Here is a 15,619-nt window from a genome sequence, read left to right as displayed (position 1 = left end):
CCCGTCTGCCCGCCTGGCACCATCAGGAATGAGGTCTTTTAATTTTCCCCATTGCTTATCTGTTAACTTCATAACTGATAAACGATCCCTTGATTATTTTTGATCTCTATTTATGAGATAGCTTCTAGTTTCTTAAAGATCCTAAAAATCACAGCTCTACTCACTTGCACTTTCTCAAGCCAGCACCAACTACAAAACTAACTATAGCCTCGCTCCCATCCCACTAGTAGACTTCTCTAAAAAGCGTAGTATCGTAATCCGCTCTACAATCGACATGCGTCTCAATAGCTTGGCTCAGCTGGAAACAGAATCAGCGCCTCCTATAGAGCATACCTGTTTGTCCAACTAATATACTCATTTGTCCGTTGCGCTTTTCCTACATAAAACAGAGTTTTGCAGGCATACAATTATCTTTCTAATGCACATCATCATTCCTGACGATTACCAGAATGTTATTCGTTCCCTGCCATGTTTTCAGCTGCTGAAAGACCATCAGGTTACTATCTATAACGATACGGTTAAGGACATCTCAACAATGGTTGCACGCTTTAAAAATGCCGATGCTCTGGTGCTAACGCGTGAACGAACAGCCATTACCGAAGAACTGGTCGCGCAGTTGCCTAAACTGAAGCTTATCAGCCAGACCGGTAAAATCTCAAACCATTTAGATTTGGCGGCATGCACCAGGCATAATATTGCAGTTACCGAAGGCATTGGCTCCCCAGTAGCTCCGGCAGAGCTGGCCTGGCTCCTGATCATGAATGCAGTAAGGCAGGTACCACAGGCCACAGAAGCCATGAAAGCCGGACAGTGGCAAACCAACATCGGTAGCACCATTCACGGAAGGCTGATTGGCATCTGGGGCTATGGAAAGATAGGTAAACGTATGGCTGACTACGCCATAGCCTTTGGTGCTAAAGTGATGGTTTGGGGCAGTGAAAACTCCCGTACGCAGGCCCTGCAAGATGGCTTATTAATAGCTGAGAGCAAAGCAGCGTTCTTTTCCAAAGCTGACGTAGTAACATTGCACCTGCGCTTAACGAATAGCACCAGAAGTATTGTTACAGCATCAGATTTAGGCTTAATGAAACCGAATGCGGTGCTGGTAAATTCCAGCCGGGCAGAATTGATAGAAGAAGGCGCGCTGTTGCATGCGCTTAGACTAGGCAGACCCGGCTTTGCTGCCGTAGATGTGTATGAAACAGAGCCTATCTACGATAAAGACTATCCACTGCTGCAATTGCCAAATGTGATCTGTACGCCGCACCTGGGTTACGTGGAGCAACACAGCTATGAACTATACTTCCGCAAGGCATTTGAAAACGTTACTGCCTTTGCCAGTGGTACACCTGTAAATATAGCCAACCCTGAAGTGCTACAAATATAAACTAGCCCTCCTATTGAAAATCTGTAAAGCTTTACCTGAATCCTGTAACACCTGAGACTGGCCTAGCTTATAGCTTTGTCAAAGTTAAACGCTACACCATAAAACTATGAATACGCTACAACACCCAAAAACCACAACACGCAATTTCGACCTGACGGCACAGCAACGCAACATCACCATTGCCGGCCAGAATGCAGAACTATTAACGTACAACGGGAGCTTTCCAGGGCCTTTGCTGGAAGTACAAGAAGGCGACGTGGTAACGGTAAACTTTAATAACCAACTGCGTGAGCCAAGCAACCTGCACCTGCATGGTATTTTTATGTCGCCGGATGAAGACAAGCCACATCAAACTGTAGAGCCAGGTCAATCTCTAACTTATAATTTCGAAGCGCATCTGGGAAGCGCCGGCATGTATTGGTACCACCCACATGCCCATGGCAAAGTTACCCGTCAGCTATTTGAAGGTTTATCAGGGCCGATCATCATCCGCGGAGCCGTGGACAAGCTGGAGCCCGTCGCTTCTGCGACTGAAAAGGTGTTGGTGCTGCACGACATCGGGCTGCAAAATGGCGAAGTTGCGTCGCATACGGGCATGGACTGGGGAAAAGGAAAAGAAGGAGAACTGGTGCTGGTAAACGGGCAAAACCAACCGGAAATGTCCGCCCCTACAGGTCTGCTCCGACTTCGCATCGTAAACGCTTCAACCGCACGCTACTATAATCTGAACATTCGCGGAAAACGACTGCAGGTGATTGGGATGGATGGCAGTTTCCTGGAAGCGCCATTGGCTATGGAAAGGCTCCTACTCACACCCGGCGAAAGAGCCGATATACTGATAGAAGCCACGCAGGAAGAAGAGCTGCAACTAACAAACCTGCCTTACAGCCGTACACCTGCCGGATCCAGTGCTGATACACCTGCTGAAGGGATGGTTCTGGCAAAGTTCAGCATCACTGGTGAGCCTAAAACTATAGCGTTGCCAACTAAACTTACTCACATTCCGGCACTGGATTTAGCTTCTGTCACTAACTATAAAACAATAACTTTTGGTGCCACCATGCAGCCGCTGCAATTCACCATTAACGGAAAAGCCTTCGATCATCACCGCACTGATCTAACTGCCAAAGCCGAAACAATGGAAGTATGGGATATTGTAAACCCGATGGCAATGGACCACCCATTTCACCTGCATACTTTTCCATTCCAGGTAATTAGTGTAAATGGTGTAGCAGTAGATTTCCGGGCCTGGAAAGACGTGGTAAATGTACCGGCCAACAGTACCGTACGTATTGCAATCCCTTTTACAACCTATAAAGGCAGCGTGATGTACCACTGCCACATCCTGGAGCACGAAGATCTGGGTATGATGGGAAACCTGGAAGTGGTCTAATACAAGCATAAAACCATACATATAGCCAGCAGGATGCTTCCGCAGGCTATACTTTTACCTACAGTTTTTTATCTTTACCAACTCCGCATCTAACACATAAAACTATGGCCAAGGCAAGCATTCCTATTCCTGTTTTCACCGAAGCAGAAAGCTTTACCAAGAGCAAGTTCCGCGATTTTTACATTGCGTCGTACCAGGATGCGCCGGATGCAGGATTACGGCGTGTAGCACCCCACCGCCACACTTACTATGAGATTATCTGGATTACGGAAGGAAGCGGCCTGCATACCATCGATTTTCAGTCGTATGAATTTAAAGGGCCTTGCCTGTTTTTGCTGCAGCCCAGCCACATTCACCAGATCCGGAAAGATGGCCCTACCAAAGGCTTTGTACTCAAGTTCAACGAGTCGGTATTTGCCGTGGAAGCGGGTGCCGAGAACCTGTTGCTGAAGTATGGCATTTTCGATAACATAAACGTGCAGCCCGTACTGCACCTGGATGCTACCGCAGTAGCTTTACTCGATGACCTGATGCAGAAAATGCTGCAGGAATACAAGCAGCCAACTGACCTATCGGAAGTGATCATTGCCTCTTACCTGAAGATATTTTTGCTGCAGGTTTATAAGCTGAAGGACGTACACACGCAAACGATAGCACAACCTGTACCCGAGCCGCGCTACCTGACCTACCGTACTTTTAAGCAATTGCTGGAAGAGCGCTACCAGCAACAACATGCCGTGCAGGACTATGCCGATGCCCTTTCTCTGACGCCCCGCACCCTGAACGAAATCACGCACAAATATGCCGGCAAGAATGTAAGCCAACTGATAAAAGAACGGCTGATGCTGGAAGCAAAACGCCTGCTGCACCACGGTCAGTTATCGGTAAAAGAAATAGCGGCACAGCTGGGTTTTGAAGATGCCGCCTACTTTACCCGCTTCTTCACGAAAAACAGCGGCGCTTCTCCCCTGGCCTTCCGGAGCAAAGAGCTGGAACTCGTAAGTTAGGCTCCTGTAAGTGCAGGGCAAACGGTGCTTTGTCCATTGAAGCCAGCCACTTAACTATAGACATTTGTGCTGTTAAACAACGTGTTACCTCGTAAAACAGCATATTATGAATCGTAAATCATTTCTGAAAAATTCGCTGCTGGGCTCCTCGCTTTTGCTGCTGCCAGGCCCTGCGCACCACTTCTTTTCGGGCAGCAGTGTCAAGCCAGTAAAAATAACTGTCCGCGAGCCGCAGCAAAAAAACATCTGCGCTACCTGCGGCACCCGCTACGCCACTGGCAAAACCGCTACCGACACCTGCCCTATCTGCACCGACGAGCGCCAGTACGTAAGCGATGGCGGCCAGACCTGGACCAGCTACAGCGAAATAGCAAAAGACCACAGCATAAAGATCGCTAAGCTGCAGGAAAACCTGTACGAGCTGAAGATCACCCCTGATTTTGCCATCGGCCAGAAAGCACACCTGGTACTGTCGAAAAGCGGCAATGTGCTGTGGGACTGTATTCCTTACCTCGACGAGCAGACCATCACTTACATCAAGACATTGGGTGGTATAAAAGCCATTACCATTTCGCACCCGCACTACTATAGTTTAATGGCCGAATGGGCCGCCGCCTTTAACTGCCCCATTTACCTGCACCAGCTCGACAAACAATGGATACAGGACAAAAGCACGCACTTACAACTATGGGAAGGCAGCGAACTGCCGCTCTGGGACGGGATGAAAGTAGTGCACACAGGCGGACATTTTGATGGAAGTACCGTAATGCACCTACCCTATCATGGCAAAGGCACCCTGCTCACCGGCGATACCGTGTACGTTGCCCGCGACCGCCGGCATTTATCGATGATGTATAGTTACCCCAACCTGGTGCCGCTTCCTAAAAAAGCCATCGAGCAAGTTAATAGCCGTGTAGAGCCGCTGGAGTTCGACACCATTCATGGCGCTTTTGACGGGCAGCTTATAGCTACAGGCGCAAAGGATGCCTTCAGAAGATCGGTGAACCGCTACCTGAAAATTTATGAAGGCTAACAACTATAAAACAAAAGCCGCTACTGGTTGGTAGCGGCTTTTACATTTTTATATTACTGGCTTATACGTTCATTTTACAGCGTTCGCCGGCGTGCTCCAGTTCAAGAGTTGCATCAGTTATGGCAAAGGGTTTTAAGATGTTGCGAATCTCCTGCTTCAGGGCAGCTATGGCAGTAGGCTCTTTTACAGATTCCACCACCACATGCGCCGACAATACGTGATGCTCCCCATCCAAAGACCATAGCTTGAGCTGATGCACATCCTGCACATTCGTAACAGAAAGCAACTGCGCCTTTACAGCATTCAGCTCCGTTGCCAGCGGGTTTTCCTGCAGCAACACTTTTAGGGCAGACCAGGCCCCTTTTACCGCATTCACCAGCATAAACAACGCAATCCCGATTGAGAGCAGCGCGTCCAGCCACGGCCATTCAAAGAACAGCAACAACACACTGGCTACCAGCACGGCCGCCCAGCCCAGCAAATCTTCGAGCATGTGCAGTGACACAGCCCGTTGGTTCAGGTTATGCCCGCCACGCAGCCTGAAGAAGGCCGCCCCGTTTACGCCCAGCCCAACTATAGCAAAAAGCAACATGCCGTAAGGGTCGGGCATTTCGGGGCGTAGTAATCTTTCGGTCGCTTCTGAAAGCACAAACACAGAGCCAGTAATCAGGATAACGGATGTTAACAGCGCGCCTGCCACCGAATAGCGTTTGTAGCCATAGGTATAGCGCTCGTTGCCGTGCTGTTCTGATTTGCGCTGCAGAAAATAGCTCACACCCAGGGTAAAGGCATCGCCGAAGTCGTGGAGTGCATCGCTCATGATGGCCACGCTGTTCACAAAAAAGCCCCCGATCAGCTCTACGATAGCAAAGCCCAGGTTCAGGAAAAAAGCAAACCGGATGTTACCGGTCGCGGGGCGGTGGTGCCCGTGGTGATGGTGATGGTGTCCCATAGTATTATAGTTAAAGCCGTGCCCGGTAATCCGAAGCACGGCTGATGGTTACTGTTATATTTCGTTTTAAATGGATTGCTTGGATGAAAGATGCGCTACTACAGCCAACGCTACAAGGCCACCCATAATGGCGATGTTTTGAATGAAGTCCATGACAGCCGTTTGCTGCATCATCCCTTCCATATTCCAGAATGTGTGCATCAGCAGCGTCATCGGCAAGAGCAGCAGGATGAGTACAATAGCCACCTGTTTTACCTTGAAACCGGCAAACAGCAGCAAGGCACCTGCCAATTCTGTAACCATAGCTGTACCTAACAGCAGCGGCACGAATGGCAATCCTTTAGAAGCCATCCACATGGCAGGGCCATCCCAGAACAGCGCTTTATGCAGTCCGGCTATCAGAAATGTAACCCCGATCAGGATGCGGGACACAAATACAAAGGTTTTAACAGATGAATTTTTCATAGTTTCTGAATTTAATTTTGATTGAGTAATTGAGTGAACTTTGAATAGTTTTGAAGCTGGATTCTCTTCAGAATTTTGCAGGGTTAGAATACAAACTGTGCGCCCAGCGCCAGTTGGTTAGCCGATGTGGTTTTGTAGATTTCCTGTCCGTTCTCCAGCAGTCGCCATTCTGTGTTGGCGCGGTACCACTCCAGGGCTATACCCAGCGGCCCTACATCATAGCGGAGCATCGGCACAATGATCTCGTTCTTCAGGCGGGCATTGCCGTGTACAGCTGCCAGCACATCGGTATCATTTGGGTTATCCTGCCCATATATTACCCAGGCACTAAGGTGCTTACCAAATCTGTACCCTGCCTGCCCCCAGGCGCCGTAGCCTTCTATGTCGCCGAACTGCAGCAACTGGCCCCAACTCTGGCCGATGGCGCGGCCCCAATAGGCATTGCCCTGCAACGTTGCGCCGCCATAGGTTAGCCTGGTACCAGCCTGCACGGCTTTGCCTGCCAGGTTGCTCCGTGTATCGCCCTGCACCAGGCGTTTGCGGTCGTAGTGGCCGGCTATGTTTACTTCCCAATTCAGCGGTTTGGTTTGGTTACTGATGTTCAGGCCAAGTTCTGTCTGCGGCACGCCAATTTCGCCTTCATCACGACCGTCGGCTTCTGCTTTCGGGCCGGTCCAGGAGCCGCGGAACACAGCCACATCCAGGCGCACTTTGGTAGCAGCATCCGGACTGCTCAGGCCCTGGTACAAAAACAGGCCGGGATTACGGAAACCGATGCCACCTGCCGAGCCATAACCCATTGCAAAGTGTGTCACGGAATTAGGAAAATGCGCCACCATCGGCGTCCAGTTCTGGCCCAGGCGCACACGGGTTTGCCCTTTCTGCACTTCCACGTAGGCAAGGCGTACACGTGGCAGCAGGTTCTCATCGGCAAAGCCACCTGCGCCTGCCGTTCCCCCTAAAAAGTCTAGTTCGGCACGACCGGTGGCCGTGATGCCGTGCGGCAGGTTGTAGGCAGTACCTTTAAAGATGAGCCAGGTCTTGCGCAGGTCGCCACCGAACTGGTACTCGTCCTGGGTAGGTTGTTTCGGGTTTGCCCACATGGTAATGGCGCCGTCGCCCATGCCAAACGTGCCGTCCTGCACAAAGCCCGATGCCGTGATGATCCCGTTTATACTCGATCTGAAGTAGGGCTTGCCCGCCTGCGTCGTATCCGGTTTGGGAGAGGCCGGAAAGCTCAGGTCTATCTGGGCGTTTGCCTGTTGGGTTAGCAGCAAGCTGATGGCAGCTGCACTTAAAAGGGTGTGTACTACTTTTTTCATAGTTCTATCTGTAAAATTTAGACAATAAGGTAGCTGGCCGCCTTTTCAGGGGCAGCTATAGTTTAAGGTTTATAGTTCTGGATGACTGTTATTTTACTGGCAGTACTCCTTCGTTCCGGAAGCTTACCAGTAGCGCTGTGCGAAAGGAACGGCCTTTTTTGCAGCGGTGCAAAGGTCTATAGTTGCCAGCTATGGCTCAATGCACAAAGCGGCAGTTTTGCTGCACAATTCTGCAAACCGGAGCAAAGTGTTTAAGTCAGCTATAGTTTATCGGAATTTCTGTTGATAGTGATTTTGAATTGTGGCTCTTTCATGTTCCTGTAGTTTTATGATTGTTGAACATGCCAAAGGTAGCGTGTGTGGTGGGCAGCGCTGTTACAGAATTTTGGGTGAGTGTTGTATGGTTTGATGAAACCCAGTTGGATTTACAACTCCTTAATCAATAATAACTACATTTTTTAATATATCTTTAAATTCTATAAATTTCTTATACTACTATAATACCAGTCTAAATCTATATAATGGAAAAAAGGGTTGAAGAAGATATACCCATTCTAGGAAAGGTCTATGTTAACTTTGTTAATCTTGCTTCTAAAATGTATGGCATTTATGAAAAAGAGAATGAGATTGAAAGACAAAAAACAATTCCACATTTAGGACTAATAGCTAGAGCATTTAAAGGCGTAAATCACTCACGTTATGAATATCTAATACTCCAATGTGTCATTTCAGAATTAGCTGACAATAATTTCAAGGGGACAACTAGTGCTCAAGGTAATATCAAGATTAATGGCGAGAGCTATTTTGGAAATGATGTTATTAAAGCGTGGTTTCTGCTCTCAAATTTTGGACACTGTAAAAACACAGTTGGAGATGAAAAAGCACTCTTACTCAAGGCAGTTCAACAAAAAAGCTTTAGGTCCTATCTCTTGAGCTCTATAAAAGATATTGAATTGAAAGAATGGGCAAAAGAGATTATAGATAACTTTGATTACATTAAGTTTCATCACATTTTATCAATTAGAAGAATATACAGATGTTTGGCGAGAAGAACTGATATTCAAAAAGAAATTATTTCAGTTTACAAGCTGCTGTTACTTGATTCTTCACTAACATGCACAATTGCTAATCAGATTCAAGTAGAGCAGTTAAAGCTTATTCATAACAATATTAGAGACTTGGCAATCATTGCGCTTGATTCAAGAAATTCATCTTTACCCATAAATATTGATATACTTTCTACTGTACTGTCTTTTGATTTCTATGAACATAGGTACCAGCAAACAAAAGCTAGCCAGATTTTCAACCCAATATTATCTTTACTCTACGATACACTTTATCTTAACATTAAAAGTCAAACACACCAACGAGCTTATGAAATAAATGCTTTAGCAACACTCAATGATGATTATAATCTTTGTATTGAAAAAGCACTATCAGTAGGCTTGGCTAACCCAGAGGAGTGTAATCTTATACACTTTCTTAGAGCAGAACTACATATCGATAATGTTGACGAAAAACATTCTGGGGAAGCACTAAGAAATTGTTTAACAGTAAAAAGAGAAATCAATAATTATGTAGAAGCATCCCTTGACTATAATCCATTTACTTCTAAAAGAGTAATGGATTTTTACATGGTAAAAGAACAATTTAAAGGAAAATTATTACCAAAATTTTTATCTAATATCAACCACATATTAGATAAACAAATCGTAGGAACTTATAGTAATTACATATCTCAAAAGCTACCTATTATAAAAGGTATAGATGAAGGGATAAAAAAAATTAGTCTAGAGGCACAGGATGAGGAAACGCTTAGAGATTCCCTCATCGAGAGTATTTCTAATGAGCCATGGGAGCTCGTTAAAGAAAAGAATATACCAACATTTAAAGAAATCTTGTGGGCTGTTTTAAAGTACCATGTTAAAGAAAATTATTACTTTGACATTGATCATCATACTTCGAAAGACTACAACTTCTTTGGAATAAAACTTAAAAATGGCACAGATTTACTAACTGATGAAGTAAATAAAGCAATTTCCTTAACATCAGATGGCGACCGAATTCATGAACTCAAACAACTACTAAAATCAGTCAATAGAAGTTTTGATGGAACGGTTATAGCATGCATATCTAGAATAACAATTTATGATTACTCCAAGTCTCCTGACAAAAGAAAAGTCACAGATATAGATTCATTAGTTTTGAAGTTTAATTCGTCTAAGATGCTTTTAGAGCTTCATGAATCTAAAAACACAAGAACACCCTTTAGAGATGCAAGAAGGGACATAAATGATAAATTAATTAAAATTCTTAATAAGAAGCATTCACACTATAAAATTGTCGAAATCAAAAATTACGGAGCCAAAGTAGTTATTAAACATGATGCATAATACTACTGTAAATTACTCCGCCACACAGCCCAAACCCTGCGTGGCGGTTTTCTTTTCTCACCAACTATAGTTTAACTATACACTTTCAGTACCTGCCCCGTCAGCGCACTTTCTAAACTTTTGATGTAAGCATTTACCACCCGATGCATGGGTACAGGGTTGTGGCCGGGAAAGCTGGCACCTATAGTGGCAACAGAGCCTTCTACCAGGCCTGGACTTACGGTGTTCAAGCGCGCGCCGTTTTCCAGCTCAGTGGCGGCGGCCATGGTAAAGCCGTGCAGGGCACTGTTGATCATGCTCAGCGAAGTACCGCCGCGTATGGGTTCGTCAGCCAGAATGCCGGATGTTAAGGTAAAGGAGCCGCCGGGGTTAATGTAGTGCTGGCCTATCAGTACCAGGTTTATCTGCCCCATCAGTTTGCTTTTAATGCCTTCGTAAAAGTCGTCGGTGCGCAGGTCGGGTAAGCTGGCAAACACGCCATGCCCTGTTGCCGAAACCAGCGCATCAAACTTACCTACAGTCTCAAACATTTCCCAGATGCTGTCGGGCTGCGTGATGTCCAGTTTTGTATCTGCGTTGTGGCGGCTGGCTGTTATCAGGTCGTGCTTGGTGGCCAGTGCCTGCTGCAAGTCGCGGCCAATGGTGCCGGTGGCTCCTACTAAAATGATCTTCATAGTTTTGGTATAATATAGTTAATACCTGCAAAGGACGTAGCTTACGCAACCACACCTGTTACACAACTATAGCTTCGTGTTGCATAATTTGAAAGGCACAAGCGCACCAGCTATAAACATGAAGCCGGTAACACAAGTAGGTTACCGGCTTCGCTCCTTCCAACTATAGTTAATCAGTCTATTACCTTATCTATTGTCTTGCGCTTGTGGGTCTTTATCTCTTTAAAATGGCTGGCAGTAAGGCCGGTTACTTTCTTAAACTGGTTAGATAAATGCGCTACACTACTATAGCCCAATTCGTAGGCAATCTCTTTTAGGCTCAGCTCCCCGTATACCAGTAGTTCCTTTACCTTTTCGATGCGCTGCAGGATCACGTATTTCTCTATCGTTACACCTTCAGTAGCCGAGAACAAGGTGCTGAGTGTGTGGTAATCTATACCCAGTTTCTTCGCCAGGTAATCCGATGTATTCAAGTGCATGCCTGCTTCGCCTTGCTGGTGTATCAGCTCTATCACGGCCAGTTTTATTTGCTCTATCAGTCGGGTCTTTCGGTCATCCAGCAACTCAAAACCATTTTTGGCCAGCAGCTGTCGTATTTCTTCCAGGTTTATAGTGTTGTCTGCCAGTTCAGCTTCGCCTAGTTCTACCTGCTGCACCGTGTAGCCAAGCTTAGTCAGCTCTTCTTCCACTACCCGTTTGCAGCGGTCGCACACCATATTTTTGATATAGATTTTGGTAGGTTCCATAGTTATACTTTGTACAGCAAACATAGCAGGTCTTCGGCGGCCAACTATTACATCATCTTCTGTTTGATTTACAGATTTTCTGTTTTGCTAAAAACACGCCGCAGAGAGCTGTACATTTGTGCAAGAGAAGTACCTGTTTGTCTATTGAGTCCGGAGCACTAACAAGCGATCTTTGTGCCTGTACAACAGGAGTAGCACAAAAAATACTTTTTGAGTCTCAGACAATTAATAAAAATCTCTCATGCAGCTTACCTGCTGAGGCAACCGGCACCTTAGGGTGTACATCTCTAAACCTAAACCAACCTACCACTATGAAAAAGTCCTACCTACTGTTGCTCCTGCTGCTGCAACTTGCAAATACAGGGCGCACCCAATCCGCAAAACCAGACACCATCAGCTTTACAACTTATTTTAAGGAGATAGAGACCGCCACAAAAAAGCACAGGCAGCTCTGGAACATGGACCTATATACTTCCATCCTGATCGTGGACCCACAGACCAGAAAAATAGTAGCGAACGAAGCCGACACAGCAGGAATTTTAACCGGCAGCGCAGACCGGTTTACAGGTTACCTGCCACCCCAAGTAAACGTAGCCAACACGGCCCTGCATTGGGGCGGTAAACACTGGGCCATGCTCCTGCTTCCACTGCCTCAGGATAAACACGAGCGGATCAATTTACTAGCTCATGAGCTGTTCCATAAAACGCAGCCGTCCTTGGGCTTTGCGCTCCATAACGCGGCCAACAACCACCTGGATGAGAAGAACGGGCGAATCTATTTACGGCTGGAGCTGGAAGCACTCAAAAAGGCACTACAGGCATCACCCGATCGGGAGCGAAAGCAATACCTCACCCATGCCTTTACCTTCCGAAAGTATCGCCACCAGCTTTACCCGGATGCTGACTCCACAGAAAACCTGCTGGAGCTTAACGAGGGACTGGCAGAGTATACGGGTTTTGTGATCAGCGAAAGAAGCAGAAAGCAGGCGGTTGTGCATTTTGAGAACAGCATCAATTCCTTTCAGCAAAACCCGACGTTTGTGCGCTCCTTTGCCTACCACACCATCCCAGTTTACGGTTATTTGCTTAGCAGCCGCAACAAGTACTGGAACAAGAAAATCTCCCCCGACACTGATCTCACCAGCTATTTTATAGATGCTTTCGAAATAGAGGTACCACAAGATCTGAGGCATGAAGCCGAACGAATAGCAGCGGACTATAACGGCAGGCAAATAATGGCAGAAGAAACAAAACGGGCAGTAGAGAAAAGAAAACTTGTAGCCGAGTACAAAAGCAAATTTGTGGAGCAGCCGCACGTGGAGCTATACTTTGAGAAGATGAATGTCTCCTTCGACCCCCGTAACATGATGCCCTTAGAAGACAAAGGCACCGTTTATCCTACCATCCGTGTCACCGACAACTGGGGTATCCTGACAGTAGAAAATGGTGCCCTGATGAGCCCGGACTGGAAAAAGATCTCCCTCACATTGCCGACAGAACTTAACGGAAATAAAATCTCAGGAGACGGCTGGACTCTTGAACTGAACGAGTCTTACACGCTGACTATGAACAGCAGCAGTGGCAACTACATACTTTCAAAAAAGAAGTAACACATCATCACCTATACATAAAACCTAACAAGACAATCTGATAGCCAATGATGCCGAAGGCGTGATCCTGGGCTGTACCGAGGTTCCGCTTCTTGTCAGGCCAAAGGACAGGGATGTGGTGCTCTTCGATACATCCACCATACATGCCACACAGGCAGTTGAGACGGCACTGTTATCTTAGGTTAAAGTAAAATGCTCTGCTGTAGCTGCTTGAGATAAAAGTGTATTATTGGCTACTTAATTCCTACAACACAAAAAGTAAAACTATGATCAGGTTAATACTAACACTACTACTCTTTCTTACACAACTGCTGGTGCACGGCCAGGAGAATGTTATATGGAAATTTGAAACCAAAGGCAGAGTGTACTCCTCCCCTTTAGTAGATGGAGAGTTGCTATTTACAGGAAGCGGTGATCACACATTTTATGCGCTGAATAAATTTAGCGGCAAAGAAGTATGGAAGTTCAAAACCGGTGGCGCCGTATATTCCTCTCCTGTTGTGCAGGGTAGCCTGGTATACATCGGCAGCGCTGACGGTAACCTATATGCCCTGAACAAAGCGAACGGAAAACTGATGTGGGTCTTTAAATCCGAAGGTGAAAAAGCTTATGACCTGTGGGATTATTACTTGTCTTCTCCAAGCGTAGAGCACAACACCGTTTACTGGGGAAGCGGGGACAGCCACCTCTATGCATTGGATAGTGCAACGGGCAAGCTGAAGTGGAAATTTAAGACCGGAGACACCATTCATGCCTCCCCAGCTGTTCAGGATGGTAAGGTGTACTTCGGCAGCTTCGATGGCCACTTCTACTCGCTGGATGCAGAGAGCGGCAAGCTACTGTGGCAGTTCCGGACAGTCGGCGATACTCACTTTCCGAAAGGAGAAATACAGGAAGCTGCGCTTGTGCAAGATGGCGTGGTATACTTTGGCAGCCGGGACTACAACATTTATGCCCTGGATGTTAAAACCGGTAGAGGGAAATGGAACATGAAGGAGCGCGGCAGCTGGATCATCGCCACTCCCCTGCTCTACAAGGATAACCTCTACGTAGGCACCTCCGACACCCATGCCTTCTACTGCTTAAGCAAAACGGATGGGCAGATGAAGTGGAAATTACCGCTTAACATGCGTGTGTACGGAGCGGCAGTGGCACATGAAAACCTTATTTACTTCGGCTGCTTCAACGGAAAACTCTATGGCGTTGACCACGCTAGCGGCGAGGTGAAGTGGGAGTTTCAGACGGAAAGCAGCAGGATAAACTCCTCGGAAGTGTACGACGAAAAAGATGAGTTCAGGAAAGACTTTGTGCTCTATGGCAAAACAATGGAGGAGGTGAAGCAATCAGAAAGCAAGATCCACCAACTGGGCTCTATACTATCGAAGCCAGCCATCGACGGGCAAACCATCTACTTCGGGAGCTCAGACGGGTACCTCTATGCTGTAAAACTTAAGAACTAGAATTTCCTGCACAATTGTCCAACACAAGTAACGGTTTATCCATTGAGCCGGCAACTCCTCTACACGTACTTTGCCACATACAACTATAGTCAGAAATAAACTTTTGATAAACTTATAGTTACAGCGCAAACAATAACTACAGGCAACCGACACCTAATTATTTTCATCTCTAAACAAAAACCAACCTACCACTATGAAAAAGATATTACTCTCCTTAGCCCTGTTAGCAGGTTTCAGCATCAGTCCTGTTAAGGCGCAGGTCAAAACTTCGGAAGGTAAAAATGAGCAGGCACAGGTAATGCTGCTGGGCACTTTCCATTTTACCTACCGCAACAAAGACATTATTGTAACCGAGAAAAAAAACCAGCTGGATGTGCTCTCAGAAGAAGGCCAGCGCGACATACAGAAGATCACCAAACAGATGGCTAAGTTTAAGCCCACCAAGATTGCTGTAGAAATAATGCCCGAAGAACAACCCCGAATAGACTCGCTGTACCAGGCGTACCTAGATGGCCGCTACGAGCTTGGTGTAGATGAAGTATACCAGTTAGGTTTCAGGCTGGCGAAGCTACTCGGTCATAAGCGTGTGTACTGCATTAATGCCTGGGGCAATCTGGATAGCTACCAAAAGCCTGGCGGTAAACCTCTGGAGATAAGTGAAGAAGCTGCAGCCCGCCATGCCAACTTCTGGAAGTACCTGCGCAAAACCACCATCGCCCGCGACTCTGTAGCCAAACTATCTGGCAAATTACCAAACACGGTATACAAAATGTTACAGTATGAAAACCAGCCGGAAAGAATCCGCGAACGGCATGCCAACTATTTTAGGGAAGCATTCCGTTATGAAGAACAGACCCACGATTACATGGGCGTTGACTGGTACAGTGCCACCTGGTTTAACCGTAACCTGCGCATCTTCCGCAACATACAGCGTATTACTGAAAGCCCGGACGATCGCATACTGGTGATTTATGGTGCAGCCCATGTGGCAACTATACAGCAGGCCGTAGAAAGCTCGCCTACACACAAGTTAGCACATGCCTATAAGTTGCTGAAGTAGCACTGCCAACCTAGGGCTAAAAAGTTGGAACTATAGCCCTGCAAAAGCAAAAGCCGCATCCTGTTTTGGATGCGGCTTTTATATTAACCTACGGTACTAACCTCAAAAAGAGTACGT

General features: G+C 46.6%; 13 protein-coding genes. 8 read left to right on the top strand and 5 right to left on the bottom strand.

The window, feature by feature from the left end; genetic code table 11:
• Nucleotides 1-418 precede the first annotated feature (418 nt).
• The 4 genes from GWO68_RS07555 to GWO68_RS07540 all read left to right on the top strand — a co-directional run bounded on the left by GWO68_RS07555 (nt 419) and on the right by GWO68_RS07540 (nt 4,820).
• Nucleotides 419-1,387 (top strand): D-2-hydroxyacid dehydrogenase family protein, encoded by a 969-nt coding sequence (locus GWO68_RS07555; RefSeq protein WP_162345816.1) that lies wholly within the window; start codon nt 419-421, stop codon nt 1,385-1,387.
• A gap of 106 nt (nt 1,388-1,493) precedes the next feature.
• Nucleotides 1,494-2,780, top strand: coding sequence for a multicopper oxidase family protein (locus tag GWO68_RS07550; RefSeq protein WP_162345815.1), 1,287 nt, complete (start codon nt 1,494-1,496; stop codon nt 2,778-2,780).
• A gap of 104 nt (nt 2,781-2,884) precedes the next feature.
• A complete protein-coding gene (locus GWO68_RS07545; RefSeq protein WP_162345814.1) occupies nt 2,885-3,787 on the top strand; it encodes a helix-turn-helix domain-containing protein in 903 nt (300 codons plus the stop codon).
• A 106-nt stretch (nt 3,788-3,893) separates the two neighbouring features.
• Entirely contained in the window at nt 3,894-4,820 is a 927-nt protein-coding gene (locus tag GWO68_RS07540; protein WP_162345813.1) for an MBL fold metallo-hydrolase, read from the top strand.
• Between the two features lie 61 nt (nt 4,821-4,881).
• Here GWO68_RS07540 and GWO68_RS07535 read toward each other — a convergent pair whose 3' ends face one another.
• The 3 genes from GWO68_RS07535 to GWO68_RS07525 all read right to left on the bottom strand — a co-directional run bounded on the left by GWO68_RS07535 (nt 4,882) and on the right by GWO68_RS07525 (nt 7,559).
• Nucleotides 4,882-5,772, bottom strand: a complete 891-nt coding sequence (locus tag GWO68_RS07535; protein WP_162345812.1) for a cation diffusion facilitator family transporter — start codon at nt 5,770-5,772, stop codon at nt 4,882-4,884.
• Nucleotides 5,773-5,838: 66 nt separating this feature from the next.
• Nucleotides 5,839-6,237, bottom strand: coding sequence for a DoxX family protein (locus tag GWO68_RS07530; protein WP_162345811.1), 399 nt, complete (start codon nt 6,235-6,237; stop codon nt 5,839-5,841).
• Between the two features lie 83 nt (nt 6,238-6,320).
• Nucleotides 6,321-7,559 (bottom strand): hypothetical protein, encoded by a 1,239-nt coding sequence (locus tag GWO68_RS07525; protein ID WP_162345810.1) that lies wholly within the window; start codon nt 7,557-7,559, stop codon nt 6,321-6,323.
• 521 nt (nt 7,560-8,080) lie between these two features.
• Between GWO68_RS07525 and GWO68_RS07520 the strand changes: the two genes are divergently transcribed.
• Nucleotides 8,081-9,952: a hypothetical protein gene (locus GWO68_RS07520; RefSeq protein WP_162345809.1), complete on the top strand. Its 1,872-nt coding sequence runs from the start codon at nt 8,081-8,083 to the stop codon at nt 9,950-9,952.
• Nucleotides 9,953-10,023: 71 nt separating this feature from the next.
• On the opposite strand, the gene GWO68_RS07515 is transcribed toward GWO68_RS07520, so the two are convergent.
• Both GWO68_RS07515 and GWO68_RS07510 read right to left on the bottom strand, forming a co-directional pair.
• Nucleotides 10,024-10,626 (bottom strand): short chain dehydrogenase, encoded by a 603-nt coding sequence (locus GWO68_RS07515; RefSeq protein ID WP_162345808.1) that lies wholly within the window; start codon nt 10,624-10,626, stop codon nt 10,024-10,026.
• A 173-nt stretch (nt 10,627-10,799) separates the two neighbouring features.
• Complete coding sequence (locus GWO68_RS07510; protein WP_162345807.1) at nt 10,800-11,372, bottom strand: helix-turn-helix domain-containing protein; 573 nt, start codon at nt 11,370-11,372, stop codon at nt 10,800-10,802.
• Between the two features lie 311 nt (nt 11,373-11,683).
• On the opposite strand from GWO68_RS07510, the gene GWO68_RS07505 reads away from it, so the two are divergent.
• The 3 genes from GWO68_RS07505 (at nt 11,684) to GWO68_RS07490 (ending at nt 15,502) form a co-directional block, all read left to right on the top strand.
• Nucleotides 11,684-12,982 carry a hypothetical protein gene (locus tag GWO68_RS07505; protein ID WP_162345806.1) on the top strand — a complete coding sequence of 433 codons (1,299 nt, stop codon included), beginning with the start codon at nt 11,684-11,686 and terminating at the stop codon, nt 12,980-12,982.
• A gap of 266 nt (nt 12,983-13,248) precedes the next feature.
• Nucleotides 13,249-14,442 (top strand): beta-alanine-activating enzyme beta-propeller domain-containing protein, encoded by a 1,194-nt coding sequence (locus GWO68_RS07495; RefSeq protein ID WP_162345805.1) that lies wholly within the window; start codon nt 13,249-13,251, stop codon nt 14,440-14,442.
• 193 nt (nt 14,443-14,635) lie between these two features.
• The gene (locus tag GWO68_RS07490; RefSeq protein WP_162345804.1) at nt 14,636-15,502 is read left to right on the top strand and encodes a DUF5694 domain-containing protein; all 867 of its coding nucleotides are present in this window, start codon (nt 14,636-14,638) and stop codon (nt 15,500-15,502) included.
• The last annotated feature ends 117 nt before the right edge of the window (nt 15,503-15,619 follow it).

The sequence above is a fragment of the Pontibacter fetidus genome (genome assembly GCF_010119545.1).
GTDB lineage: Bacteria > Bacteroidota > Bacteroidia > Cytophagales > Hymenobacteraceae > Pontibacter > Pontibacter fetidus.
This window is presented reverse-complemented; position numbering and strand designations above follow the sequence as displayed.